General features: G+C 55.2%; 26 protein-coding genes. 13 read left to right on the top strand and 13 right to left on the bottom strand.

Annotated elements, in window-relative coordinates; genetic code table 11:
• Positions 1-3 precede the first annotated feature (3 nt).
• The 3 genes from GAP13_RS07095 to GAP13_RS07085 all read left to right on the top strand — a co-directional run bounded on the left by GAP13_RS07095 (position 4) and on the right by GAP13_RS07085 (position 4,222).
• Positions 4-1,641 carry a transglutaminase domain-containing protein gene (locus GAP13_RS07095; RefSeq protein WP_158907627.1) on the top strand — a complete coding sequence of 546 codons (1,638 nt, stop codon included), beginning with the start codon at positions 4-6 and terminating at the stop codon, positions 1,639-1,641.
• A gap of 106 nt (positions 1,642-1,747) precedes the next feature.
• Entirely contained in the window at positions 1,748-3,031 is a 1,284-nt protein-coding gene (gene glyA, locus GAP13_RS07090) for a serine hydroxymethyltransferase (RefSeq protein ID WP_158907625.1), read from the top strand.
• Between the two features lie 9 nt (positions 3,032-3,040).
• Positions 3,041-4,222, top strand: coding sequence for an epoxyqueuosine reductase (locus GAP13_RS07085; protein ID WP_158907623.1), 1,182 nt, complete (start codon positions 3,041-3,043; stop codon positions 4,220-4,222).
• Positions 4,223-4,318: 96 nt separating this feature from the next.
• Here the strand turns inward: GAP13_RS07085 and GAP13_RS07080 are convergent, their stop codons facing one another.
• The 3 genes from GAP13_RS07080 to GAP13_RS07070 all read right to left on the bottom strand — a co-directional run bounded on the left by GAP13_RS07080 (position 4,319) and on the right by GAP13_RS07070 (position 5,434).
• A complete protein-coding gene (locus GAP13_RS07080) occupies positions 4,319-4,600 on the bottom strand; it encodes a type II toxin-antitoxin system RelE/ParE family toxin (protein WP_158907621.1) in 282 nt (93 codons plus the stop codon).
• Positions 4,600-4,851, bottom strand: a complete 252-nt coding sequence (locus GAP13_RS07075) for a type II toxin-antitoxin system prevent-host-death family antitoxin (RefSeq protein ID WP_158907619.1) — start codon at positions 4,849-4,851, stop codon at positions 4,600-4,602. The genes GAP13_RS07080 and GAP13_RS07075 overlap by 1 nt, the downstream gene beginning before the upstream one ends.
• A 100-nt stretch (positions 4,852-4,951) precedes the next feature.
• Complete coding sequence (locus GAP13_RS07070; RefSeq protein WP_158907617.1) at positions 4,952-5,434, bottom strand: hypothetical protein; 483 nt, start codon at positions 5,432-5,434, stop codon at positions 4,952-4,954.
• Positions 5,435-5,451: 17 nt separating this feature from the next.
• On the opposite strand from GAP13_RS07070, the gene GAP13_RS07065 reads away from it, so the two are divergent.
• The 5 genes from GAP13_RS07065 to GAP13_RS07045 all read left to right on the top strand — a co-directional run bounded on the left by GAP13_RS07065 (position 5,452) and on the right by GAP13_RS07045 (position 9,160).
• Positions 5,452-6,468, top strand: coding sequence for an amino acid--tRNA ligase-related protein (locus tag GAP13_RS07065; protein ID WP_158907615.1), 1,017 nt, complete (start codon positions 5,452-5,454; stop codon positions 6,466-6,468).
• Positions 6,455-6,580, top strand: a complete 126-nt coding sequence (locus tag GAP13_RS13305; protein ID WP_371709717.1) for a type II toxin-antitoxin system PemK/MazF family toxin — start codon at positions 6,455-6,457, stop codon at positions 6,578-6,580. The genes GAP13_RS07065 and GAP13_RS13305 overlap by 14 nt, the downstream gene beginning before the upstream one ends.
• A 35-nt stretch (positions 6,581-6,615) precedes the next feature.
• The gene (gene efp, locus GAP13_RS07055; RefSeq protein WP_158907613.1) at positions 6,616-7,179 is read left to right on the top strand and encodes an elongation factor P; all 564 of its coding nucleotides are present in this window, start codon (positions 6,616-6,618) and stop codon (positions 7,177-7,179) included.
• A 67-nt stretch (positions 7,180-7,246) separates the two neighbouring features.
• Positions 7,247-8,575, top strand: coding sequence for a methyltransferase (locus tag GAP13_RS07050; RefSeq protein WP_241864312.1), 1,329 nt, complete (start codon positions 7,247-7,249; stop codon positions 8,573-8,575).
• 66 nt (positions 8,576-8,641) lie between these two features.
• Positions 8,642-9,160, top strand: a complete 519-nt coding sequence (locus tag GAP13_RS07045; RefSeq protein WP_158907609.1) for an LB099 family protein — start codon at positions 8,642-8,644, stop codon at positions 9,158-9,160.
• 48 nt (positions 9,161-9,208) lie between these two features.
• On the opposite strand, the gene recG is transcribed toward GAP13_RS07045, so the two are convergent.
• Positions 9,209-11,257, bottom strand: coding sequence for an ATP-dependent DNA helicase RecG (recG, locus tag GAP13_RS07040; protein ID WP_158907607.1), 2,049 nt, complete (start codon positions 11,255-11,257; stop codon positions 9,209-9,211).
• Between the two features lie 72 nt (positions 11,258-11,329).
• On the opposite strand from recG, the gene GAP13_RS07035 reads away from it, so the two are divergent.
• Positions 11,330-12,829: a carboxypeptidase M32 gene (locus tag GAP13_RS07035; RefSeq protein WP_158907605.1), complete on the top strand. Its 1,500-nt coding sequence runs from the start codon at positions 11,330-11,332 to the stop codon at positions 12,827-12,829.
• Here GAP13_RS07035 and hisD read toward each other — a convergent pair.
• From hisD to hisG, 7 genes are read right to left on the bottom strand one after another with little or no spacing between them, the layout of a single operon-like run.
• Positions 12,753-14,075 (bottom strand): histidinol dehydrogenase, encoded by a 1,323-nt coding sequence (hisD, locus tag GAP13_RS07030; protein ID WP_158907603.1) that lies wholly within the window; start codon positions 14,073-14,075, stop codon positions 12,753-12,755. The genes GAP13_RS07035 and hisD overlap by 77 nt on opposite strands.
• Positions 14,057-15,370, bottom strand: coding sequence for a phosphoribosyl-ATP diphosphatase (hisE, locus tag GAP13_RS07025; protein WP_158907601.1), 1,314 nt, complete (start codon positions 15,368-15,370; stop codon positions 14,057-14,059). The genes hisD and hisE overlap by 19 nt, the downstream gene beginning before the upstream one ends.
• On the bottom strand, positions 15,367-16,134 hold the full coding sequence (gene hisF, locus GAP13_RS07020) for an imidazole glycerol phosphate synthase subunit HisF (RefSeq protein WP_158907599.1): 768 nt from the start codon (positions 16,132-16,134) through the stop codon (positions 15,367-15,369). The genes hisE and hisF overlap by 4 nt, the downstream gene beginning before the upstream one ends.
• Positions 16,131-16,826, bottom strand: a complete 696-nt coding sequence (gene hisH, locus GAP13_RS07015) for an imidazole glycerol phosphate synthase subunit HisH (RefSeq protein ID WP_158907597.1) — start codon at positions 16,824-16,826, stop codon at positions 16,131-16,133. Before hisH ends, hisF begins: the two co-directional genes overlap by 4 nt.
• Positions 16,823-17,467 carry an imidazoleglycerol-phosphate dehydratase HisB gene (hisB, locus tag GAP13_RS07010; RefSeq protein ID WP_158907595.1) on the bottom strand — a complete coding sequence of 215 codons (645 nt, stop codon included), beginning with the start codon at positions 17,465-17,467 and terminating at the stop codon, positions 16,823-16,825. The genes hisH and hisB overlap by 4 nt, the downstream gene beginning before the upstream one ends.
• On the bottom strand, positions 17,464-18,480 hold the full coding sequence (locus GAP13_RS07005) for a pyridoxal phosphate-dependent aminotransferase (RefSeq protein WP_158907593.1): 1,017 nt from the start codon (positions 18,478-18,480) through the stop codon (positions 17,464-17,466). Before GAP13_RS07005 ends, hisB begins: the two co-directional genes overlap by 4 nt.
• Before the next feature lie 14 nt (positions 18,481-18,494).
• Positions 18,495-19,436 carry an ATP phosphoribosyltransferase gene (gene hisG, locus GAP13_RS07000; protein WP_158907591.1) on the bottom strand — a complete coding sequence of 314 codons (942 nt, stop codon included), beginning with the start codon at positions 19,434-19,436 and terminating at the stop codon, positions 18,495-18,497.
• Positions 19,437-19,796: 360 nt separating this feature from the next.
• On the opposite strand from hisG, the gene GAP13_RS06995 reads away from it, so the two are divergent.
• Complete coding sequence (locus GAP13_RS06995) at positions 19,797-20,708, top strand: radical SAM protein (RefSeq protein ID WP_158907590.1); 912 nt, start codon at positions 19,797-19,799, stop codon at positions 20,706-20,708.
• Positions 20,696-21,556, top strand: a complete 861-nt coding sequence (locus GAP13_RS06990; protein WP_158907588.1) for a PHP domain-containing protein — start codon at positions 20,696-20,698, stop codon at positions 21,554-21,556. Before GAP13_RS06995 ends, GAP13_RS06990 begins: the two co-directional genes overlap by 13 nt.
• Here GAP13_RS06990 and GAP13_RS06985 read toward each other — a convergent pair.
• Positions 21,522-22,655 (bottom strand): AI-2E family transporter, encoded by a 1,134-nt coding sequence (locus GAP13_RS06985; RefSeq protein ID WP_158907586.1) that lies wholly within the window; start codon positions 22,653-22,655, stop codon positions 21,522-21,524. The genes GAP13_RS06990 and GAP13_RS06985 overlap by 35 nt on opposite strands.
• A 187-nt stretch (positions 22,656-22,842) precedes the next feature.
• Here GAP13_RS06985 and rsmI point away from each other — a divergent pair, with 187 nt between their 5' ends.
• Both rsmI and GAP13_RS06975 read left to right on the top strand, forming a co-directional pair.
• Positions 22,843-23,550, top strand: a complete 708-nt coding sequence (gene rsmI, locus GAP13_RS06980) for a 16S rRNA (cytidine(1402)-2'-O)-methyltransferase (RefSeq protein WP_158907584.1) — start codon at positions 22,843-22,845, stop codon at positions 23,548-23,550.
• Entirely contained in the window at positions 23,547-24,350 is an 804-nt protein-coding gene (locus tag GAP13_RS06975; protein WP_158907582.1) for a TrmH family RNA methyltransferase, read from the top strand. The genes rsmI and GAP13_RS06975 overlap by 4 nt, the downstream gene beginning before the upstream one ends.
• 36 nt (positions 24,351-24,386) lie before the next feature.
• On the opposite strand, the gene GAP13_RS06970 is transcribed toward GAP13_RS06975, so the two are convergent.
• The coding region (locus tag GAP13_RS06970) for a hypothetical protein (protein WP_158907580.1) at positions 24,387-24,959 on the bottom strand (573 nt) is incomplete at its 5' end.

Genomic DNA, 24,959 nt, shown 5'->3' with positions numbered 1-24,959 from the left:
TTCATGAAGAGGCGGGCGATCATCATTGTATGCATGTTTGTGCTCATGCTCGCTGCAGGCGCGATCGCGTTCTATGTAGTGAGCCGCCCGGTTCTCATTGCGATTGATCCTGTCAGCTCAAAGCCAAACGAGGTTGTATCTCTCTTCGGGCGCAATTTTGGGGAACAGCCGGGGCACGTGCTGTTCGATGCGGCACCTCTGCCTTCTCCGGCAGTACTGTATTGGAGCCCTCAGCTCATTTCTATTCGCATGCCGCATGGAGTGGATACCGCCATTGTGCGCATCCAGACCAGATTCGGGCTTTCCAATCCTCTCATGCTCGCTGATGCATCAAAAATTCCTGAAATATCGAAGTCCGCACCCATCCCCAGCATACATCCGGTCATTTCGAGTATGCAGCCAACCACAAATGCCCAGATTGGCAAACCCCTCATCGTTTCAGGAGACCATTTCGGCGACCCTGAAGAAGGATCGGCGGTCTTTTTTACCAGGATTGCTTCGGTCTCCACCCTCGCGCTCGATGATCCAGCGAATTTCATCGAAGTGAATTCGGTGGATAAGCTTGTCGAGGTCTGGACAGAGAATAAAATCACTGTGCGGGTTCCTGATGGAGCCGAAAACGGTTTTGTATTTATCCGGACGAAACGGGGTACCTCGAATGTGTATCCTGTCTCTATTTCCAGAGCAAAGGGACGGACATGGAAAGGCGAAACAGCGAAATACAGCATTGAACAGCGCATCGCCATCCATGTTGCAGCCTCCCTTCCGGAAGGCCAGCTTTCGCTGTTTCTTGCAAAGCCGCCAAACCAAGCAAATCAGAATGCGCAGATTGAGGTAAAGAGCGGGGCGGAATACCTTGTTGCAGATGAAAATAACTGGCAGGAATTCCGCCTCGGGCAGGCAGACGCGAGCAAGGGCAAAATCGAAATAGTTCGAGGGCTGCAAGTCGATGTATCAGAAATGCGTGCAGATCTCGCAAGTTCATCCCTGCAAGGCATAGATTCGCCATGGCCTGCTTTTCTTGCATCTTCTCTAGCCGCTGACACGCTTGTCCCCTCCGATGACCCCACCATTCAGGCCGCAGCGCTCGCGATTCAGAAAAAAGAGAAGAATCCCTTTCGCCAGATTGTGCTTGTATCGCAGTGGGTGTCTTCCAACGTCAAGCTGAACGACAAAAGCCAGGGGCTTTCCGATGAGGCGCTCGTTGCGCTTAAACACAAAGCGGGAGGAACGCGCGCCCTTGCCCTTTTGAATTGCGCGATGCTCCGTGCGCTCGGTATTCCGGCCGTGCCCGTCGCCGGCTTTCTTGCAACAGGAGACAACCGGCTCATTCCTCATTTCTGGGGGGAATATTATCTGACAGGGATGGGATGGATTCCTTTCGACCCCCTCTTGGCATCCGGATATGTTCCTCAACAATTCAGTGGCGGATTTTCCGATCGCCTGATATACTACCGTGGTATCGATAATCGGCATATCGCAATGAGCAGAGGGTATCGTTTGCTGCCTGCTGTTTCGCGCGAAGTCCAGAAAAAGCAGAAAGTATCCTGGTCATTCTTTGAATATGATGAGCTTTCGCTCGGGCTCAGTTACAGCTCGACATGGGATATTGCGATGATCAGCTGGAATGCAAACCCTTGATGCATCCAGCAAAAGCGTGCTCTTGCCCGCGAGAGCTTGTTTCGGTAAGGCTTTGGCTTTTGCAGAATATTCGGTATTTGGGTATTATATAGTCCAGGGAGGATATATGTCATATATACAATCTGTTGATCCTGAGCTACATGCAGCGATGCTAGCAGAGATGGATCGACAAAAAAACAAATTGGAGCTCATCGCCAGCGAAAACTATACATCCAGGGCGGTGCTGGAGGCTGCCGGCTCCGTGCTGACAAATAAATATGCAGAGGGCTACCCCGGCAAGCGCTATTATGGCGGCTGCGAATTTGTCGACATAGCGGAAAACCTTGCGCGCGACAGAGCGAAAAAGCTGTTTGGAGCTGACCACGCCAATGTCCAGCCGCATTCAGGAAGCCAGGCGAACATGGGCGTACTGTTTGCAGCTTTGAACCCTGGTGACACGATTATGGGCATGAGCCTCGCGCATGGCGGACACCTGACCCACGGCGCGCCGGTGTCATTCTCTGGAAAGCTTTACAAAGTAGTGAGTTATGGAGTCAATCCCGACACCGAGACCATCGACTACGACCAGGTTGCCTACCTCGCGCGCGAGCACAAGCCCAAGCTTATCATCGCCGGAGCGAGCGCATATTCGCGCATCATCGATTTCGATGCATTCCGCAGAGTTGCGGACGAGGTGGGTGCGTACCTTATGGTCGACATGGCTCACATTGCGGGCATTGTAGCGGTCGGACGGCATCCGAGCCCGATTCCTGTCGCCGATTTTACTACTACAACGACCCATAAAACTCTGCGCGGGCCGCGCGGCGGCATGATTCTGGTGGGAAGGGATAAAGAGAACAATCGCGGCATTATGACGCCCAAGGGCGATGCGCTCCGCAAATGGTCCGAAGTGATCGACAGCATGATTATGCCCGGTATCCAGGGCGGCCCGCTCATGCATATCATTGCTGGAAAAGCAGTTGCGCTCAAGGAAGCACTGGAGCCAAGTTTTGCAGAATACATCGATCGCGTGCTTCTGAATGCAAAGGCAATGGCAAAAGCTCTCAGCGCTGGCGGCGCGCGCATTGTGTCCGGGGGAACCGATAATCACCTCATGCTCGTCGACCTTACGCCGCTCGAGATTACCGGGAGAGACGCCGAGAAATGGCTCGACGAAGCCAATATCACTGTGAACAAGAACGGCATTCCCTTCGACAAGAAAAGCCCCTTTGTGACTTCCGGTATTCGTGTGGGAACGCCCGCCATTACGACTCGCGGAATGGGGCCAGCGGAGATGGAGAGAATAGCCGGCTTCATCATGGATGTGCTGAAATCCAAGGGCGATGCGCAGGTAATCACACGTGTCAAACAGGAAGTGCTCGCGCTGACAAAGCGGTTCCCGCTTCCATAATCTATATCTATGGTTCTCGAAGGCGGGGTGGGGCGGTGGTACGCGGAGGCACTTCTGCGGAGCGCCGCCTCGCAGCATTTTTTCTCGTTTGCAATCCTCAGGAAGGAAGAGTGGGTACGGGTGTTTCGCGTGCAGGGGGTTGCGGAGGAGGAAGGCGGGGCGCATGTGGACGAGGGCGCGCCTGAAAGCGGTGCGCAGAAAAGCCAGAACGCGCCAGATAGCGGAAGTGCCTCCCAAAATTCTGAAAACCTGTGGGCGCGCTACCAGCTCGACAGTGCGGGCGCGATGCTTGTCGTTGCGCTGCGGTATGCGCCAGATGTCGAGCCTGAATCCGACGAAGAGCGGGCAGTTCGCGGCCTGCCGCCATTGCCGATCGCAAAGGAAGGCCGGCCTGCGGCCGCTGTGGGCCGTTTTGCCAGGGCGAACTGGTACCGCGAGACAATCGCAAGGCTTGCAGACTGCGTGAAGTCCATCTCGGATGAGGCCAGAGCGCGCGGCCTTCCGGTTTTTGCGCCCCGAGAATGGCACAGATTTTCGAATTCGAGATTTCCGGAGAAGGCACTTGCGGTCGCTGCGGGTCTAGGGACCATCGGGCGCAACGGCCTTCTGATCGCGCAGCGCACGGGCAATGCAGAAGCATCGGACAGTGGCTGCGCAGAAACTTCAAGCTGGCCGCTATGGTCCTCCGCAGTCGTCCTTGGGCTCATGCTCCTTCCTTTCGATATTGGCAAAGAAGCCGGAACTTTGCATGATGAGCCCATTATGCCTCTTGCGCTTTGCGGAACTTGCCAGCGGTGCATTGATGCATGCCCGACTGGAGCTTTGGCGCTCGCAGAATTGCCCCGTTACGAGCGCGCCCGCTGCATCCAGAACTATACGAGCGGTGCAGGTCCGCTTCCCGAGGATATCGAAGCGGCGTGGGGCAATCAGCTCTATGGCTGCGACATCTGTCTCGAAGCATGCCCGTATTTCAAGCCCAACAGCGAAGCTTGCACCGCACTGGGGAGAATCGGCGGTGCCTTTGATGCCGCATTCATCGCGGCAATGAGCGAGGCAGAGCTGCGCGCAGTCTTCAAAGGCTCCGCCCTCGATCAGAAGTGGATTGCGCCTGAGGCTCTTAGGAGGAATGTAGCAATAGTCGCCAGCCTGTTCATCGGCAAGAGCTCCGACGTTCCATCCCGCCTGCTCTAAGAAGAAAGCAACTATCGCCTCGCGCGATGTGCCAAGATCGCCGCCCTCGACTAAAGATGTATCAGGCCCGTAGCTCAGGCTTTTCTTCAAGCCGCGCTATTCTTTTCCATAAATTGCTTTATGGTCTCCAATATCGATAAGGAGTATCTCTTTTCCATTCATGATGAACTCTAGGGAAATCCGGTACATGAGATTGATGGATATAGAATATCCCTCGAAATTGCTGGTCTTGAAATGGTGAAGCCGCAATGAAGGATGGAAAGGGTTAAGTTCCAGAAGCTTCAAGGTTTTGATATATTGTTTTTCAATTTCGGGATGCTTTTTGAGAAATCTGCGGACTTTTTCTTCATACGAAGCAGTATAGATGAGCGTATACATCAATGAACCCGCTGCAGATGTTCCTCTATGGTTCCAGTGTGGTATCGCCCTTCCGCATAGTCCTTCTGCGCTTCCAGAATGGCTGCGTCCAGCTCATATTCCCTGAGCTGATTGTACGTCTCGATAGGAAGTATCACGTATTTCTCTTTTCCGCGCACTGTTATGATAACTTCACGATCGTTTGAGGAGTTTTCTTCAATTGCACGGATGCCTTTCACTTTCAGGTCATTTGCTGAAACCAAAATCGCCATGATTTTCCTCCAGCGCCAATAATACTATTATAAGTTCTTTTAGTCAATGATTTAAAATACTATAAATAGTACGCATTATAATGCAGTACTGGCATATGCTTCAAAACATGAACCCTGCGAGCCACAGCGGAATCGCATTGCCAGCTGGGTAATCGATATCATCTCGGATCACGAAATCGGCTTGCTTGGGTTTTTTGGAGCGTCCTCCGACTTCAAGCGTATATCGTTCAGTTCGAGTGTCCGGGCCTGTTCTGGAAATGGCAAAGTCGCCAGCCTGTTCATCGGCGAGAGCTTCGACGTTCCATCCCGCCTGCTCTAAGAAGAAAGCAACTATCGCCTCGCGCGATGTGCCAAGATCGCCGCCCAGGGCCGGGTAGAATGCAGGGTCCGCAAAAAAGAGCTTTTCGCCGACGGTTTTGGCCTTGGTGCTGTGCTCTTTCCGGATGACGCGAAGCACAATGTATCTGATACAAGTACAAAATAGCCCCTTTGTATCTATTTCAGATACAAAAATAGAAAAATGTTTCTGCTGCAAATACAAAATCTGAATTTGTACATTCGCGCATTTCCATGATTCAGCCATTTCGCTATACTTGCGCCATGGAGGTTTCAATACTGCAGGCGCGCTCGCGCATGGTGACCGCCACTCGCGATTTTTTCCTTTCGCGGGGGTATCTCGAGACCGACACGCCAGCGCTTGCTCCTTCGCTCATTCCGGAATCCTGCCTCGAGGTGTTCGCGACGGAGTACGTGCACCCGACAAAAGGGCGCAGGCCGCTCTATCTCATTCCCTCGCCCGAGATATGGATGAAGAAAGTGATCGCGGAGACGGGGCGGAGCGTGTTCCAGCTCTGCAAGTCATGGCGCAATGCTGAATCCGTTTCGCGCATCCACAATCCCGAGTTCACCATGCTGGAATACTACGGGGTGGGGCTCTCGAGCAGCGACAATATTCGCCTGACCGAGGAGCTTTTCGCTGCCCTTGCCACAGACGAAACGCCGCCGCAAGCGCGGCCTCCCTTCCGCGTGATGAGCATGAAGGAAGCTTGGCACGAGTTCGCCCATACGGACCTCGATGCACTCGCCGAGCCTGAGGCGATGCGCGAGGCCTGCCGTGAGCGGGGCCTCCTCGTGCCCCAAGATGCTCCCTGGGAAGACGCTTTCAATATTCTCTTTCTAAGCTTCGTCGAACCTGCCTTGCCGCAGGACCAGCCGCTTGTGCTCAACGAATATCCAGCAGGGATCGAATGCCTCGCCATGGATATTCCCGGCACCACGTACAAGGAGCGTTGGGAGCTCTATGTCTCGGGCATCGAAATTGCGAACTGCTTCACCGAGATGGCGAGCTCCGACGCTGTCCGCGCCTACTTCGCCTCACAGAGCGAAAAAAAGCGCCAGGCGCTCGTCCCGCACCACATCGACGATTCCTATGCTTCGATTTTTGAGCATTTTCCGCCCTGCTCAGGCGTCGCAGTGGGCTTCGACCGACTTCTCATGGTTCTGCTGGGCAAGCGCTCACTCGCCGAGGTCATGCTCTTTCCTTTTGAGTCGTTTCCGGAAACAGAGCAGGCGAGCCTTGAAACACTGAGGAACGCAGCAATGCATGACTCGTGGTGAAATTTGGTGGGCAGACTTTGGAATGCCTTTCGGAAGTGATCCTGGCTTTGGGCGCCCTGTACTGATCGTGCTGCTAAGGCTTTACACAAAAGTCCTTTGCGCGCTAGTATAGTCCGACTCAATTCTTTATCTATCGAGGAAAAATATATGGTTCGTGGTGGTGAAATCGGAATTGGCACCTGTCTTCTCATCAATGGGACACCGCACATTGTGGTGGAGCGCGAGTTTGTGAGCCCCGGCAAAGGTTCAGCCTTCGCGAGGGTGAGAGCGAAAAATCTCAAGAATGGCAATGTAATTACCCAGACTATAAAAACGGCAGATTTTGTCGAAGATGCACAGGTGGATCTTGTCGATTGCCAGTATCAATACAATGATGGCGAATTCTTCCATTTTATGAACAACGAGACATTCGACCAGTTCGAAGTCCCAGTTGCAGCCCATGAGGATCGAGGTCCCTATCTCAAAGAAGGGGAAACCTACACCATCGTCATGTGGGAAGGCGAGCCTATCGATATCAAAATACCCTACAAGATGGTTTTTACGGTGGTTGAGAGCGAGAATTATGTCCGCGGCGACACGGTCTCGGGAGCGACCAAGCCCGTTACGACCGAAACGGGGCTCGTGGTGCGTGTTCCGCTCTTTATCAAGCAAGGTGAGAAGATCCTTGTGAATACGGAGTCGAACGAGTACGTTGAACGCGTCAACGAGTAAGCAGGAGCGGGAGGCTTGTCCGCTCGATCCGCTTGTCAATAAAACAACTGATTTCGCATATCGAGGCGTGCGGCTGAAATTCGATTTGTCGCACGCCTTATTTTCGTCATTTGACATAGATGCGGGAACGCGCCTACTTTTAAAGGAGATTGTGCACGAGCCTGGTATCGTGGAGGCGCGGCGTGTGCTCGATGCAGGCTGTGGCACTGGCGTCATCGGGATAAGCCTGGCCGCTTCCTGCCCGGATATGGAAGTGGTCATGCGCGACAGGGATTTTCGGGCAGTAGCGTTTGCAGCACGCAATGCAAGCCGAAACGGCCTTGCGGTCAAGCTTCAGGGGCTCGGAGGAACAGAGCTGGCGCAGTGCGCAAAGCGGCCGTTTGCTAAAATCAAGGTGGTGCAAAGAAATGCAGCACTTATCGCAGCGCCTGGTCTTTTGTGCGAGCCGGACCCCAATGCGCCGTACGAGGCAGTAGTCGCCAATTTACCAGCCAAGGCTGGGCCAGCTTTGCTCTCGCAATATTTTGTGGCGGTAGGGCGGGAGCTTTTGCGCGAGGGCGGTACCTTCGCCTTCGTGATTGTGGCCCCTCTCGCTGAGCAAGCGCGGGCATGGTGCATGGAAGCCGGTTTCGAGATCCAGAGGACAGTTGCCACGAAAAACCATATGGTGTGCATCGCAAGGACAGGGGAAAGGCGGGCAGGCGAAAATGCTGTGAAGGAAGCCCTTGCGGAGCTAGGGCGCGGAAAGGCTGACCAGTGGTTCAAAGCCTATGTGCGATCCCACGTTAAAAAATCGATTGCAGGTGCATCGCTTGTCTGGGACGGAATTCAAGGCTTGCCAGAATTCGATGAACCTTCGTTTGCTACTTTGTGTGCGCTCGCCCTCGGTCGGCAAGTATTCCCAGGTTCGCTGGTGCGCCGCGCTCTTGTCATCGAGCCAGGAGTGGGCATTGTGCCGCTGTGGTGCAAGGGAGTGCTTGGTTCTTCCGAAATTACCTTGAAATCGCACGATGTGCTTGCGCTCGCTGCTTCCGGTTGGAATCTCAGGCGCGCCGGGTTCGACAATTCGGTGCGAATTTTGGAGCCTGCTTTCGCAAAGAAAGAGAATAGCGCGGGGGAACCAGTTTTGGATTCTGCTGAGCGAGGGATGGAAGTATTGGCGCCATTCAGTATCGACGCTGCAATTCTCTTTCCTGAAGATATTCCGAAATTCGATAGTGCGAGCTATTACTGGCCGCTTCTATCCAGAGCGCTCAAGAGGGGTGCTGTCGCAGTCATAGCTTCCAGCGCAACATATATCGGACGCTTTGTGCGCCAGAAACCTTCGGGTTTCTCGAAACTGCCACAAGGAGAGCACAGAAAAGGTTGGGAAGCAGTTGCTTTCCGTCGTGAATAAAATCGCCGAGCAAAGTATCTAACGCGACGCTATTTCCTTTCTGCAATTCTTTGTTATATTAAGAATATGAAAAAGTCAGAAAAGCTGATTATTGAATCGGCGACTCCCGATGAATATGTGACGAATTCGCTCAAATCGAGGCTCAAGCCGGCGGAAAAGGCTCGACTTGCGCGAATGTGGATGGAACGCACCGGCTATACCCGCGATGATATCATCCGCGCGCGCAATCGCAATGCTTACTGGAGAAAGCGCAAAATGGAAGGTGCCGCAGAGCGCACCAAGCGCCGCATGCAGGAACATGATTATTCCGAAGGCACAGCCATAGAATGGACGCGCGAGCGCATCGAAGAATTTATCACGCTCAACCGCAAAGATGCGTACGGCCGCTATATCCATCGCGATTGGGAACTTGCGCAGCACTTCGGAACGAGCATCCCTTCGATCCAGTACATGCGCCGCAAATACAACAAGATTCGAAAAATGCTCGGCCCCGGCGCCAAAAGAGACAAAGTCATCGATTACATGAGCTGTTCCGAGCTCGTGCTCCAGCACGGCGGACCGAAGTCGCGCAAACGCAGCCGGTAAAGTGCAAAGCAACGCGACATGCCAAGGCTAAACCATTAGGGCAGAAAATTATCGCTCTCTAAGAGGATTTGCTCGGGTCAGCACCTGGCGGATAGCCTCATGCTCAGGCCCAGCCAGGAGAGGGTCCTTTTCGATCACCGCAAATGCGTCTTTGCGCGCTTCTTTAAGCAAGTCGAAATCCGTTCGCATATCGGCAATTCGTAAATTAAGCTCGCCTGCCTGCTCGATTCCCAGAAGATCCCCGGGCCCCCGGATTTTGAGGTCTTCTTCCGCTATCGCAAAACCGTCGTTGGTGTCGTAGAGCGCTTTGAGCCGCATTCGGCCTTCTTCGGTGAGTTCTTTTGAATAGATCAGGAAACAATACCCTTGATATGTGCCTCTCCCGATACGCCCGCGCAGCTGATGCAGCGCTGAAAGCCCGAAACGCTCTGCATGTTCGATCACCATTATTGTCGCGTTGGGAACATCGACGCCGACCTCAACCACCGTTGTCGCCACGAGCACCTGGATATGGCCTGCCGCGAACTGGTTCATCGCCTCCATTTTTGCATCATCGCCCAGGCGCGAATGCAAAAGTCCCACTTTGAATTCGGGGAAAACCTCTTTTGCAAGATGTGCAGCCATGGACTCGGCATCGCGAAGGCCGAGCCTGTCAGATTCGCTGATCACGGGGTAGACAAAATACGCCTGGCGCCCTTCCTTGAGCTTTTTGCGCGCAAATTCGTATACCCTGTCGCACCTGTCTTCTCGTGCAAGATGCGTTACAACCGGCCTACGCCCAGGCGGAAGGTTCTTGATGGTGGAAACCTGCAAATCCCCAAAAAACGTGAGCGCAAGGCTCCGCGGAATCGGCGTGGCAGTCATCATGAGCAAATCGGGGACATGCCCTTTTTTGTAGAGCGCGATGCGCTGGAGCACGCCGAAGCGCTGCTGTTCATCGATAATCACAAGCTCGAGATTCTTGAATGCCACATCTTCCGAAAAGAGCGCGTGCGTGCCGATAGCTATATCGATATCGCCATTCTTGAGCGCAGAAAGAAGAGGCGGCCGGGCAGCATTCGAAACAGAGCCAGTGACAAATGCGAGCCGCACGCCAAGCGGCTCCACAAGGTGCGCTGCAATGGTTGCATGCTGGCGGGCAAGCAGCTCGGTAGGCGCCATAATTGCCACCTGGCCCCCACGTTCTACGGCATAGAGCGCCGCAAGCAGCGCGACAATTGTTTTGCCGCATCCCACATCGCCTTGAAGAAGCCGCGCCATAGGGTAGGGCTTGTGCATGTCATCGACAATCTCTTGGAGAACCGCCTGCTGATCATCCGTGAGCGAATAGGAAAGGCGCTCGCGCAGCCGGCGCGCGAGAACTCCCGGCGACTGCTTTCGCTCGATGGTTTTTGCGCGCCTTGCGCGAATGCGTAGGGCTATGCCGAGCTGAAAATAAAAAAGCTCTTCATAGGCGAGTGCATCATGGGCGCGTTTGGCATCTTCCCAGGATGAGGGAAAGTGGATTGCGCGAATTGCATCGGTTTTTCTCAAGAATTGACGGCGATCGAGCAGATAGGCGGGGAGCTCGTCTTCGATGTGCGAGGCGAATTTATTGAGCGCAAGCGTCACCATTTTGCGCATTGCCATCTGGTTGAGATGTTCGGTGAGCGGATAGACAGGCGAGAGAGCCTTTTCCGCGGCAAGCTCGCCATCGATTCGCTTGATTTCGAATGAAGAAGACTGAATCTCGCCGTACTTGAACTGGAATTTGCCGTACACCTGAATCATCGAGCCGACCGGTGCCATCTGCTCCAGAAAAGGCCTGTTGAAACAAAGGAGCGCTGCCTCGCTCGACTCATCCTCGATGAGAATCTTGAGCGTGCGCATCCTGCCGAAACCGAACCACTCGTGGCGGATTACGCGCGCTGTCGTGAACACCTTTGCATCGGCAAACCTTGAGAGCGGGACAATTTTTGTCTTATCTTCGTAATCCCGAGGCAAGTGCAGCAACAGATCGGCGACCGTATGGATGCCGAGATTCGCCAGAGCCCGCATGGTCGCCGGGCCTGCACCTTTCAGAATACGCACATCCTGAGTCAGTTCACGCAAAAACACCGTTTCAGTATACAAAGAGTGGCGTTCTGGTGCTACTATAGATCAAAGCTATACACCAAAGGGAGGAAATCGATGCATAAAGAAACCGCCAGGCTCCTCGAGCTTGACCGCGAACACAGCCTTGTGATGCACATAGGCGCGATCCTTGGATGGGACCAGGAAACCTACATGCCGCCCAAGGCAATCGAAGAGCGTTCTTCACAGCTTGCGCTGCTCGAAGGGCTGGCTCATCAAAAAGCAGTCAATCCCGAAATCGGAGAACTGCTTGCCGCGCTGGAAGCAAAATCAGATCTCTCGGAGGACGAAAAAGCCTACGTGCGCGTCGTGCGCCGCGATTACGACCGCGAAACGAAATTGCCCGAGGCCTTTGTCACCGAATATGCCAAAGAAGCAAGCCTTTCGCAGGCCGCATGGGCAGACGCCAAAAAGAACAACGACTTTGCGGCATTCAAGCCCCATCTTTCGCGCATGGTGGAGCTCAACAAAAAGCGGGCACACTATCTCAATCCGAACGCAAAGCCCTACGATGTGCTCCTTGACCTCTTTGAGCCGGGCAGCACGCAAGAATCCGTAGCTGCGGTATTCGCGAAGATGAAATCGTACCTCGTCGAAATACTCACGCGCATACGCGAGCGCCCTCAGATCGAGGACAAATGCTCTGGCCGCCGGGTCGACAAGCATACGCAGGAGCGCATCAGCCAGTACTTCATGAAAGTGCTGGGTTACGAGCGTGATCGCGGAAGGCTCGATGTCTCCGCTCACCCCTTTACGACAACGCTCGGCGCCGATGATGTGCGCATAACGACTCGATATGTTGAAGACTATTTCCCGTCGAGCCTTTTCAGCACCATCCACGAATCGGGACATGCGCTGTATGAAATGGGCATTGACCCGAATCCGGATTATCGTGGGACGAAGCTGGCCGAAGCTGTATCGATGGCTGTGCATGAATCGCAGTCCAGGCTCTGGGAAAATATCGTTGGCCGCTCGCCCGCATTCTGGGAGCGACATTTCCCAGCATTGAGCGCCCTGCTCGGCGAGGTTGGCGAAGGGCTCGATCTGGAAAGCTTTGTGAAGTCGATCAACAGGGTGAGCCCATCCCTTATAAGAACCGAAGCGGATGAAGTGACCTATGGTCTGCATGTCATCGCGCGATTCGAGCTTGAATCCGCGCTGTTCGATGGTTCTCTGAACGTGGAAGAAGTACCTGAAGCCTGGCGGGCGAAGTATCGCGAGCTCTTGGGCATCGAAGCGCCGGATGACCGGCAGGGGTGCCTTCAGGATGTGCACTGGTCGATGGGCGCTTTCGGATACTTCCCGAGTTATGCGCTGGGAAATCTCTATGGAGCGCAGTTCTGGGCAGCTCTCAAGAAAGAAATTCCGGATGTCGAGGCTCGGATTTCAGGCGGCGACACGAGCGCAGTGCTTGCATGGCTGCGCAAGAATGTCCATGTCCAAGGGTCGCGCTATACTCCGGGCGAGCTCGTGAAAAAGGTTACCGGGCAGGCGCTGGACCCGGTCTGGTTCGAGAAGTACCTGCGAGAGAAGTACTCGAAGATCTACGGGTTCTGATAAGCGCGGCGCGAGCATGCGCTTCGAGGCCTTCAAGGCGGGCGAATGCTGCGGTGTCATCGGCGAGTCCGGCCGGATCATCGATAGCGAGCCATGTGCGCGCCCTCAGAAAGTGCAAAACTGAAAGCCCTGCAGCAAAGCGCGATGCTCCCCCTGTGGGGAGGGTGTGGTTGGGGCCTGCGCCGTAATCGCCAAAGACCTCGGCAGAGCCTGAGCCCAGAAAGATTGCGCCTGCGTTCTTGATGCGTTTTGCAAGGGCGCGCGGCTCTGAGGTCGCAATTTCGAGGTGCTCGGGAGCGCAGTGGTTCGCGCCGTCGGCGATGCGCGCGGGATCAGGCTCGATGCAGCAGAAGCCGTTTTGCAGCGAGCGCTGTGCGATGCTGCGGTTGGGCTCGGGGAGGGCGGCAAGCTGTGCGCGCAGGATGCGGTCGATTTGATCGGCGATATGGCTATGTGTCGCGATGAGGGCAGGCATTGCGTCGGGCGAATGTTCCGCCTGGGCAAGCAGGTCAGCCGCGACAATGTCCGGGTCAGCGCTTTCATCAGCAATGACAAGGAGCTCGGAAGGGCCTGCAGGGGCTTCGGTGCCCACAATGCCATACAAAAGGCGCTTTGCGGCTGCAACATATTTTCCGCCGGGGCCGATAATGACATCGCAGCGCGGAACAGCGATGCCGAAAGCGAGGGCAGCGATTGCATGGGCGCCGCCGCACTGCAGAAAGCCGTCCGCGCCAGCTAGCCAGGCGGCAGCGAGGGTTTCGCGGGTCGGTTTCGGGCCGGCGCACCATACTTCGGGGACGCCTGCGGCTTTTGCGGGGATGACCGTCATGAGGGCGCTGGATGGCAGGGGGAAGGCGCCGCCCGGAACGTAGCAGCCTGCGCGCGCCACGGGCACGAACTCGTGCCCGTGGCGGCCGCCCAGCGCGGGCACATCCAGCGGGGCCAGGCAGGCGCGCTGGGCGGCCGCAAAGGCCGCTACGCGGCCTTTGGCGCGCCCCAGGAGCGCCGCTGTCTCCTCAGGCAGTGAATCATATGCCGCCTTCATCTCCTCTCGCGCAATGACAAGCGGCGCGCCTTTGGCAAGCCCATCGAATTCTTGCGCCCACCTGCGGAGTGCCACTTCGCCCCCAGAGCGCACCGCTTCGATCGCCTTTATTGCAACAGCATCCACTTCAGGGTCGAAGAGCCGCATCGAAGGCTCAGGAATTTCCTCTATAGTAATTCTTTTTAGTGTATACTTTTCCATTCGTTTTTCCCTTCGCTGCCTTCAAATTCAGGCTTTGCGTTGCCGCCTCTGCGCGTGACACGCAGTGATCTCCGTTCGAGCTCAGCTTCGATATCGGAAAGGCTGCCGCCCATGCTGATGGTTTTAACGAGTGCAAAGTACATGACATCAGCTGCCTCCGCGACTGCTTCATCTTTGGTTTTGGACTGGGCAAGCTCCTGGGCTTCTTCTCTCAGTTTGGAGGCAAGGAGAGCTTCGTCCGAAAAAAGCCTTCTGGTGTAAGAACCTTGGGGAGCATCCTTCATGCGCTTTGAAATGGTACGGTTTAGTTTTTCAAGGCCATAGCCATCATCAAAGCAGTTGCGCCGTTTCAGGTGGCAGAATCCAACTCCTTCCTGGCGGACGGTGAAGCGGATAGTGTCCCGGTCGCAGTCGAGGTCCGCACGGATGAGCGTCTGGCCATTGCCCGAAGACTCGCCTTTGACCCACAGGCCGCGGGAACGGGAATGGTAGGCTCCCTTCCCCGATTCGATGGCGTGCTTCAGGCTTTCCCGGTTGGAGTAGACCAGGCCGAGCACTTTGCCTGATTCGTCGCAGACAAGGGTTGGCCAGAGTCCATCGGGGCGATCGGTGTGCAATGGGGCGGCGAAGGCATCCGCGAGCGATAAATCGCCCAAAACGAGCGAAGTGCCGGCTTGAATATCAGCGCCTATTGCATCGAGTGCGGTAATGTCCGCGAGTCCCCGTTCGCCGCCTGCAGCCCCGCCAGCAAAGGTGAATTTTCTATCGGGCGCAAGTTTGACAAGGCGCTTTGCCCGCTCGATATCGATGCCGCACTGGTCGCCTTCAGTTTCGATGAACGTGACAAGAAAGCCGGCGACATAGGGAGCGAGTTTTTGTATGGCTTCTTCCACGCTTCCTTCGCGCGGCTTTGTCCAGCCTTCGACCATGATTGTGTCGTTGCGGCTGTCAAGCGCAGCAATTAGGCGCTCGCGGGGCAGCTGCGCGCAGAATTCCGGGGTTGCTGCAGTGCCGAGCATGATATATCGGGCGCCTGCATTGAGGTATTCGAGAGCGAGCTTTTGTGTGCGGATGCCCCCGCCTACTCGCACAGGCCATCGCTTGCACATCGAAAGCACAAGTTCGCGGTTGCTTCCCTTGCCCATCGCCGCATCCAGATCGACGACTGCGAATTCGCCGACTCGCGAGTAGCGCTCAGCAAGCTCAAGGGGATTGCCCGCATCCAAAGGCGGCTGTTTGCCGCCTCGCAGCTGGACTGCCCGTCCGTTCATGATATCGATACTGGGTACGATCATAGCCTCACCTCCACATTATGAGCCGAAAGATATTGTTTTATTTCAGAAATAGATACTTCACTGCGATGAAATATGCCCGCAGCAAGCAGCGCCAGTGCGCCATTTCTGTATCCTTCCAGAAAATGCTCGGGTTTCGAAGCTCCGCCCGATGCGACAACGGGAATCGGTACGGCTCGGGAGACCAGGTGAATCAAATTGCATTCATAGCCAAGATTTGTGCCATCCCTGTCGATCGAAGTGAGGAGAATCTCGCCTGCGCCGCGCTGTGCTGCTTCGCTTGCCCATTCTATTGCATCGAGCCCTGTTGCGACTGCTCCTGCAGCGATTTTCACCTCGTAGCCCGAAGGCATTGCCGGGCTCTTTGTGGCGTCGATGGCGACAACTGCACACTGGACACCGAAGCGGCGTGCGATCGCCTCGATGATGGCAGGCTCTCTGACTGCCGCACTGTTGACGGACACGCGGTCAGCTCCGGAATCTAGTAGGCGCGCTGCGTCCTCCATCGAGGCAATGCCCCCGCCGACGGTGATGGGGATCGCAATGGCTTTGCGTATGCGAGCTACTTCCTTGGCCATGGTTTTGCGGCCTTCGACCGTGGCGCTGATATCGAGAAAGGCAAGCTCATCGGCTCCCTGGGCTTCATAGAGGAGCGCCCGTTCGAGCGGATCACCCGAGTCGACGAGGTTCTCGAAGCGCACGCCTTTAACGACTCTGCCATCTTTGAAGTCGAGGCAGGGGATAATTCTGACAGCAAGTCCGCTCATACGCGCCTCCTTTCGCTTGCCAGCTCGAGCCAGCGGGCAAAGAGGTTTTTACCAAAGGAGCCCGAAAGTTCGGGGTGGAATTGGCAGAGAAGAAGAACGGGCCTATCATCGCGCCACGCCTCGATTGCAGAGATAAAGGCGCTGCCGTAGGTTGTGGTTGCGATGCTGATGGAATCGAATCGGGGGAAGGCCGCCTTGCTTGTGTCTGCGGTCCCATCATTGAACTTCTGCTCGATGCCCACGCCATAGCTGTTTGCAAAATATACCCAGCCAGCCAGCAGAAGGCGCGATCCTGGCTCAGGCTCGATTCTGTTCCATCCGAGCTGGGGCAGAGGCAAGCCGCCGGAGAGCCGCTTTACCTTGCCGGGAAGAAGCCTTAGGCCTTGCACACCTTCCGATTCTTCGCTTGCTTCGAAAAAAAGCTGCATGCCAAGGCAGATGCCGGCAATGGGGCGTCCTTCTGCAACGCGGCTTCGAATTGCGGCATCGAGGCCTCGCTCGCGCAGTTTGTGCATGGCGGGGCCAAAGGCCCCCACGCCTGGCAGAAGAACGAAGGGCGCCCGGACTACCTCTTCGGGATCCGACGTCACGATGGGCTGTAATCCAAGGCGCTCTGCGAGTGCCCGTACCGAAGCCAGGTTTGCGACGCCTGTTTCGATGATGACGAGGCTCGGAGTGCGTATCTGGCTCATTTGCCCTCCTCCGGCGTGCTGAATGTCGTTTCGCCTTTGGTGCTTGCGCTCGGGGCTTGTGCGCGTGGCTCAAGGGCGCTTTTGAGCGCGAGCGCGGCAGCCTTGAAGAGAGCCTCTGCCTTGTGGTGGTCGTTTTCCCCCCGCAGGATGTCGAGGTGCAATGTCAGGTTCGCATTTGCTGCGAAACTCTGGAAAAAATGAGCGATATTGCTGGTCGAAAGCGCCCCGATTGAAGGGCTTGTAAATGTGCCCGAGAGCACGCAATAGCTCCTTCCTGAAATATCGATAACAGCGCGCGCGAGCGCTTCATCCATGGGCGCATAGGCATAGCCGAATCGCTGCCGCCCAGCTCCCGATGGAGCAAGCTTCGCAAAGGCCTTCCCAAGGGCGATCGCGCAGTCTTCAACACTGTGGTGATCGTCGACGTCGAGATCTCCTTTGCAGCTGAGCTCAAGGCTCCATCCTGCATGGAAGGCGAGCTGGGTGAGCATATGGTCAAAGAATCCTATGCCGGTTTTGATGTCGATTGCGCCTGGCAAAAACGACAGGGCAATGGTGACATCGGTTTCACGCGTGGTGCGCCTGAGGCGCGCAATCTGGCTCTGCCCGCCTTTTTCGTTTTGTATTGATTGTTCGCTCATTCTGCTGCCTCCTTGAAGCGCGCAAGCGTGTGTATCGCATTTGCAAGCTTCTCGAATTCACTTTTTTCCCCAGGCACGGTGATGCGCACAAGGCCTTCATAGGCGGTTTTGCCCTTCCATGTGCGCACGAGAATACCGCGTTCTCGGAGCATTTCGGCGACACGCGCCGATGCTGAGCTTTTCAGGAGCACAAAGTTTGCCTCGCTATCTGAAACGACAAATCCGAGTCCTCGAAGCTGCGCTGTCAGCAGGGCCACTTCACGGCGCACCTCATCCACAAAGGCCTGCACTGTGCTGGAATCGAGCGAGAGCGCCCGCCTGCCTGCTTCAATTGCTGCGCTCGAAAGGGAAAAAGGCGGTCCCGCATCCGCAAGGCGCGCGATAAGCGGTGCAGCTTCCTCGCCGCCTGCAATGTAGCCGATTCTAAAGCCTGCAAGCCCTCGCGATTTGGAAAAACTGCCGGAGACAAGAACATTGGGAAAGGCAATGGCGTCGACGGGTTTCGCGGTGCGCAGCGAAAAATCGCTGTACGTGGCATCGAAAATAAGAATGGTACCGGCTTCCCTGCATGCATTCGCGACAGCTTCAAGCTCGCTCTTCGCAAGCACACATCCAGACGGATTATCGGGGCTTGCAAGGATAAGAAGTTGCGGCGAGCGGCTTTTTACTGCCTCGCAGATTTCCGCTACAGGAAATGCGCCAAGTGGGTCTTTGGGAATGGATTCGAACATCGCCGAAGATCGCTTCGCTGCTTCAAGAAATTCGACAAAACCCGGGCTTGTGCTCATGACAAGACCTCCGGGCCCCGCGAGCGATCGCACCGTCCGGTCGATTGCATCGTCAGCGCCGGCTGTCGCAAGCACGCACGAGACAGGAAGCCCCAGCATCTCTGCAAGCGGCTCTTCGAGGAGGCTCCGCACCGGATAGCGGCGGGCAATCTCGGGGCTCAGGATTTCTTTCAAATCTTCCTCTGAAAGGAGGCATCTGCCTTCATTGGCATCGAGTCTGAGCATTCTTTTGTCCTCCCTCATGGTACCAGTTGTGACATCTGGGTTACAACGATATCGGTACCGCCTCTGCGCTTGATTTCGGGGATAAGGCTTGCAAGCGTATCCCGAGGGGCCGCGACTTTTACAGCAAATGCATCGCCTTTGCCGAGAGGCGAGACAGTCGGCGCGCGCAGGCAGGGAAGAATTGCCACAAGCTGATCGAGCAGTTCCGCCGAAATATTGACTTCGAGCATGACTCTGCGGCGCGCTTCCAGCACCGAGCGGAAGAGGAGAATGAGCGAGTCCGCTGCCTCGCGTTTGACGGGGTCTTGCATCGCTTCTTTTGAGGCATAGAAGCGGGTCGAGCTTGACATGAGCGTGTCGATGATCGACAGCTTGTTGGCGCGCAAGGTTGTGCCTGTCGCGCAGTTGTCGATGATGATGTCCGCATCTTCGGGAGGGAATACTTCGGTTGCGCCATAGGATCGCACAAAGGCTGCGCCCGGCAGATTCTTCGCTATCCATTCCTTTGCCAAGCCCTCGTATTCGGAGGCGACGATGGGCGTTCGCCCACACACCTTTTTTACAACCTCAATATTGCCTTTGCATTTTCCGTACGCTTCTGCGACCGCCTCAGGCGCTGCTGCAACAATGGTCACCGGGTCGAGTGCGGTATCCAGAAGCTCGACCAGGTCAACTCCAAGTTCGCGAATCCAGTCGGCCCCGGCAAAACCGATATCGCGGCTGCCGGTTGCGAGCATCTCTACAATATTCTGCGGCTTGAGGAGCTTAGCCTCATAAGCGATTCCTTTTGAAATAAGCGCTTGCGGCTTTCCATTCCCGACGCGCGGGCGGTATTCGCGCTCATCCACGGAGACGGGAATGCCGGCGTCATTAAAGAGCTCGATCACCTTCGCCTGCATGCGCCCTTTTGGCAAGCCAATCCTGAGCTCTGTCCGTTCATTTTTCTTTTCTCTCATCGTCTTCTCCTCCTGGACTAGTCCAGTTTTGTTCTGTTCCAGAAAACACAAAAGCCGGCCTTGCTAGCCGGCTTTTGAAAGACGCATGTCTACAAAAAAGCCGGCCCATACAGAGCCGGCTTGCGGGTGTTCTCATACGTGCAGGCTAACGCCTCACCGCATCACGGCTCCTCGAGAAATGGCCATGATGATGATGGAGTGAGGTTCGAAAGCCCGGAATAAAATTGCACATAACATGTATAAGATTGCGGATTTTGCAAAAAGTGTCAAGGGGCTGAATGGAAGTTTGTCTTTTCAAGTCTTTCCACGCGGCTGAAGAATACGGCATACTATGCGAAAGAATATCAAGAGGCATAGGCAATGACTGATACCCGGCATCCCGGCTTCCTCACCCCCGAGCGACACCAGCGTGGCGAAGATGCTGCTTCCATCATTTACCCCGTGGTGTCCCGGCGAGCGCGAGGCCTGTCGCTCGGCATCAATCTTTTTCCTGATAGCAAGCACTGCACCTACAACTGTCCCTACTGCGAAGTGCAGCCTTTCTCGAATCCGCATGCGCGCCTCTCGGAGGGCATGATAGAGGCAGCGCTCCGCGAGTTTTTTGATAAGGACTGGCCGGCCTATGCGAAGTCCTTCGCGCTCGAGGACATTTCCATTTCGGGCAATGGCGAGCCCACTTGTTCGCCTTTTCTGGAAGAAGCGCTCTACGCTGCCGCGAAGGTGCTGAGCGAACAGGTCTCCCTCGACGCGAAGCTTTTCCATGTGCCGATTGTGCTCATTACCAATTCCACAGGGTTTTTGAGCCCCCAAATCTGCGAGCTTCTGCACCGTTTCTCGCAGGAAGCCCGCTTCGAGATCTGGGCCAAGCTCGATGGAGGCTCTTCGGAACTGCATTCGATCCTTTCCAGATCGAACTATGCATTTGACCGGATTGTCGGGGACATTGCGCATTTTGCAGCGATTACGCCTGTCAAAATCCAGACAATGATCTGCCGAGATGCTTGTTCAGGGCGGGTTTTATTCGATGCTGAAAGGTATTGCGGCGCCTTGATGAGTCTGATTGGGCAGGGCGCGCGCATCAATGCAATTCAACTCTATACGACAGCCAGACCGCCTGCAGAGCCCTGGATTGCGAGCATCGATGATATAGAAATGGCTATGCTCGCTTCTATTGTGCGCAGATGTCTGCCTTCGGAGATCCGCCTTGAGTGCTTCGGACGCTCGGGCGAGCTATCCATTCCGAATTCAGGACAGGAACAATGGCCCAAGTAGATTTGCATACGCATTCGAGCGCTTCCGATGGCGAGCTCTCTCCTTCTGAGCTGATGGCGCTCGCGCACAAACTCGGGCTTTCAACCATTGCGCTCACCGACCACGATACCGTGGCAGGGCTCGCAGAGGCAGCGCAAGCAGCTCACGCGCATGGCATTGAATGTATCCCGGGTATTGAAATAGAGATTGATTTCGAGCCAGGCGAATTCCACCTTCTGGGCTATGGGATAGATCCACAGTCGGCGCCGCTTCTGGATGCGACCCAGCGTCTCGGCAATGCGCGCCATGAACGCAACGAGGCGATTCTCGAGCTGTTCGCCAATGCTGGTTTTCAATTGGATACCATTAAAATCTCTGAGCTTTCGCGCGAGTCGTATATCGGGCGTCCGCATCTTGCCGATCTTCTTGTCAAAGCTCGCTGTGTCCGGACGCGGCAGGAGGCTTTTGACCGTTACTTGGGCAAGGGCAGGCCATTTTATATCAAAAAATCATGCCTGCCTCTCGAAGAAGCGCTCTCTGTGATCAAGGCAGCGGGCGGCGTGCCAGTGGTCGCGCATCCCTATTCGCTCTTTGTCTCGAAGTCGATGTTGGGGACATTGTTCTCACGTTGGAAAGACATGGGAATAGAGGGGCTCGAGGCATACCATCCAACGGCCAAGTTCGGTCAATGTGTCATTCTCGAGCGCATGGCGCGTGAGCGGGGCATGTTCGTCACTGCAGGTTCGGATTTTCACGGAAAAGCGAGGCCGGAATGCGGCCTGGGAAGGACTGCAGGCAATATGGCTATCGACAGCTGCTATCGCGATGCGCTCGTCAGCGCGCTTTCTCATCCGGCGGCGCAGAAGTAAGCTCTGTACTTTTTTTTGCGCCTTCGTCTTCTTCGACACTGATGGAACGATAGAGATCGCCTGCTGCGATAAAGAGCATGAGCACAAGGGGGCCCAGAATAATTCCGTTAAAGCCGAAAACCACAAGCCCTCCCGCGATTGAGAAGAACAAAAAGAGCGGATGCACTTTCAACTGCCCGCCCAGGACTACGGGGCGAATAAAATTGTCGAGCGTCGAGACGAGGATGCCCGCCGTGATCAGAAACACAAGAGCCAGTCCGATATTGCCGCTCGCCGCAATGAATATGCCCATCGGGAACCACACAAGCGAAGTCCCCACCATGGGAACGAACGACGCGATGGCGGTGAGCACAGCGAGCACCAGGTTGTTCCGGAAGCCGAATATGAGGCTCAGAATGAACATCATAAGCCCCTGAAAGAGGGCAACGAGAAAATATCCTTTGACAAGCTGCCTGCCCGTTTCCCTCAGTTTGCGCATGAAAAGGCGCGTGTGCTCAGGGTCAATGGGCATCATGGAAACAAAGGTTTCGCCAAGCGAATTTCCATCCATCAATAGGTAATACAGCGTGAACATAATGAACAGAATTGCGATCACGAACCGGAACACATTTTTTATAAGCGAACTGGACAATCTCAGCGCCTGATTGGCTCCGGCTGCCAGCAAGGATTGCAGTTCCCGTATCGGATCAAGCGTTCGAATATCAAAGGAATCGCCCAAAAAAGACTGAATCGTTGCACCCAGCTGGCTCTGCGGATCGATTCGGAGTTTGTCCATGTTTGTTTCGAAAAAATGCACCGCTGACTTTAATAGATCAGCGAGCTGCCGAGTCACCGCAACAGCAAGAAAAGCCATAGGCACAAGCAGAATGAGGACCCCGAGCACAGAAAGCACGAGCGCGCTTAAGTGAGATCCGAAAGATTTGCGTCCATTCACACGAACCGAGCCGCTGAGTTTCTTATGGAGAGGCTCTAGAAACACATATAAAAGCCCGCTCCAGAGGATCACGGTCAGAAATGGGTAAAAAAGCCTTGCTACCAACAAAAAGAGCAACAGAAAAAAGAGCAAGAAGGCGATTTTCCGCGGGTTGAGCGTTTTCATTGTGCTTATAATAATTGTTTTTGTGATCTCTGGATAGATTAAGACCACCATTTTGGCTGTCCAAATGCGGGGACTCTGGACAGAGTGAGCCGGAGTCTAGCAAGAATGAAGATATCTCAAATTCCGCGCAGCTCTGGATTCGATGCAACTCTAGACATTGGCCGCCTTCCCCATGCAGTATAAGACTGTGAGCACGCTCTATATGGTTGCGACGCCGATCGGCAATCTCGGCGATATCACGCTGCGGGGGCTTGAAACGCTCAAGGCAGTAGATGTGGTGGCATGCGAGGATACGCGGCATACGCTGAAGCTGTTGTCCCATTTCGACATCCATAAGCCGCTTGTTTCCTGCCATGCGAATGATGAGCAGCGCGGTGCCGAAAGAGTCGCTGCGCTCCTCGATGAGGGCAAGAATGTCGCGTATTGTTCCGATGCAGGTACGCCTGGGCTTTCTGATCCTGGAGCAGTTCTTGTACGGGAAGCGCGCAGCCGGGGCCATGTCATCGTACCGATTCCCGGGCCGAGCGCCTTTGCAACCCTTATCAGCGCGGCAGGAATTTCGGGCCGGACTTTCCTGTTTGACGGTTTTCTCTCGCCCAAACCCGGCAAGCGCCGGGCGCGACTCAAAGAACTGCTCGCCCGAGGCGAGTCTTTCGTGCTCTATGAATCGCCATTCAGGGTGGGCAAGCTCCTCGATGATATCGCGTCGATTGAACCAGAACGTTGCATCTGCATCGGGCGCGAGCTTACAAAGATTCACGAGGAGATTGTACGAGGAACCGCGAGCGAGCTTGCGCCCCGCTTCCCTGCTGATTCAGCGAAGGGAGAGTTTTGCCTGATCGTTGAGGGGCGTGGAAGTGAACAGCCTGACTCTAAACGAGGCAAAGACTCATGATGGATCTTGCCCATCTTCTCAATCTTCACGGACGTGCGCGCGTGCGCAAAACGGTGCTCATTCTGGAGCGCATCGAGCACGAGTCCACCGAGAGCATTCATGCTTTTCCTCTTTTGTATTTGAGAGAGCTCGCTGTAATGCTGAAAGAGAGCCCCGAGAGCCCGGATAGCCTCGTCCAGGCCGCAGGCAGCTTTCTGCAAGCGATTGATCGCGAACAGCTTTCTTCGGAGGGGCGGGACAATTCGGATACGCGATCCATGCTAAGAGCTCTGAATCAATTTCGCCACGCGCTCATGAGGATATCAGGGCAAACTCCCGCCGACTGGGACTTTGTGAATGCGCCTCGCAGTTCGTCTGGTTTTGCCCAACGCAAAGCTGGCATGCGAGTTTATCTTGAAGATGTGCGCTCTCCATTCAATATCGGCAGCATTTTTCGAACTGCAGAAGCACTCGGATTCGAAGAGATAATCCTTTCTCCTGAATGCGCGGATCCGATGCATCCGCGCGCACGCCGTTCCGCAATGGGTACAATAGAACGCATGGCATGGCGCCGAGCTCCTGTCTCTTCGCTTGCCGAGATGGAAGGAGTCTTCGCGCTCGAAGTGGGCGGTTCTGCGCTCGGCGAATACACTTTTCCTCTGCCGGGTGTCATGGTGCTCGGTTCCGAAGAGCTGGGTATATCGAGCGATGCGCTGCAATACTGTACCGCTGGCAGGGTAGAAATACCGCTTGTCGGCGCAAAAGCTTCGCTTAACGTAGCAACAGCTTTTGGGATTGCTGCGTTTGCATGGTTTTCATAGTGTTACGAACCTTGCAGAAGGTAGGTAGGAGAAAACTCACGCAAGCGCATAGCGAGGCAGATACTCCGCAGAGGTTTTGAGAGGGGTCGAGAATGCGCGCTTCCAGAGCTTCTGATCCAGTAGATCGAGGGAGAGCCTACTTACAAATGCCCGTTCACGGAACATCCATGCGCGCCCGGTAGCCACAAGCTTGCGAGGTATGCCCGCCGCTTCTGCATGGGTCATACGCGCCTTTCGGTTCGCTTTGATCCGGAAGGGCTTTGCGTAGTTGTGCCACGCCATGTAGACGCAGAACCGATTGAGCATATTGGCGACATTGCGGGAAAAGCAGACTGTTTCACGCCTATGGGCTGCCTGATCCTTTCTGAGCTCGCGATCCATGTAGTTGGCGCCGAAGAGGGGATTGTACCAGGTGCGCGGTTCGGTGGAGTGCACGGTCAGATGCACCAGTCGATGGTCTGCATTCTGGAAGCGAAAGAGCGGATGCCTATACAGCGCTCTGCGATATTCCTTTTTTTCGTCGGTGATGAGGATGAGAGGCTGCCAAAGCTGGGGCATGCGTTCCTGGGCAAGGCGATCGAGGAGCTCCCGGAATGAGCGTTCGATGCT

Source organism: Rectinema subterraneum, assembly GCA_009768935.1.
Classification (GTDB): Bacteria; Spirochaetota; Spirochaetia; order Treponematales; family Rectinemataceae; genus Rectinema; species Rectinema subterraneum.
The sequence above is the reverse complement of the archived record's forward strand: the minus strand, read 5'-3'. Positions and strand labels throughout refer to the sequence as shown.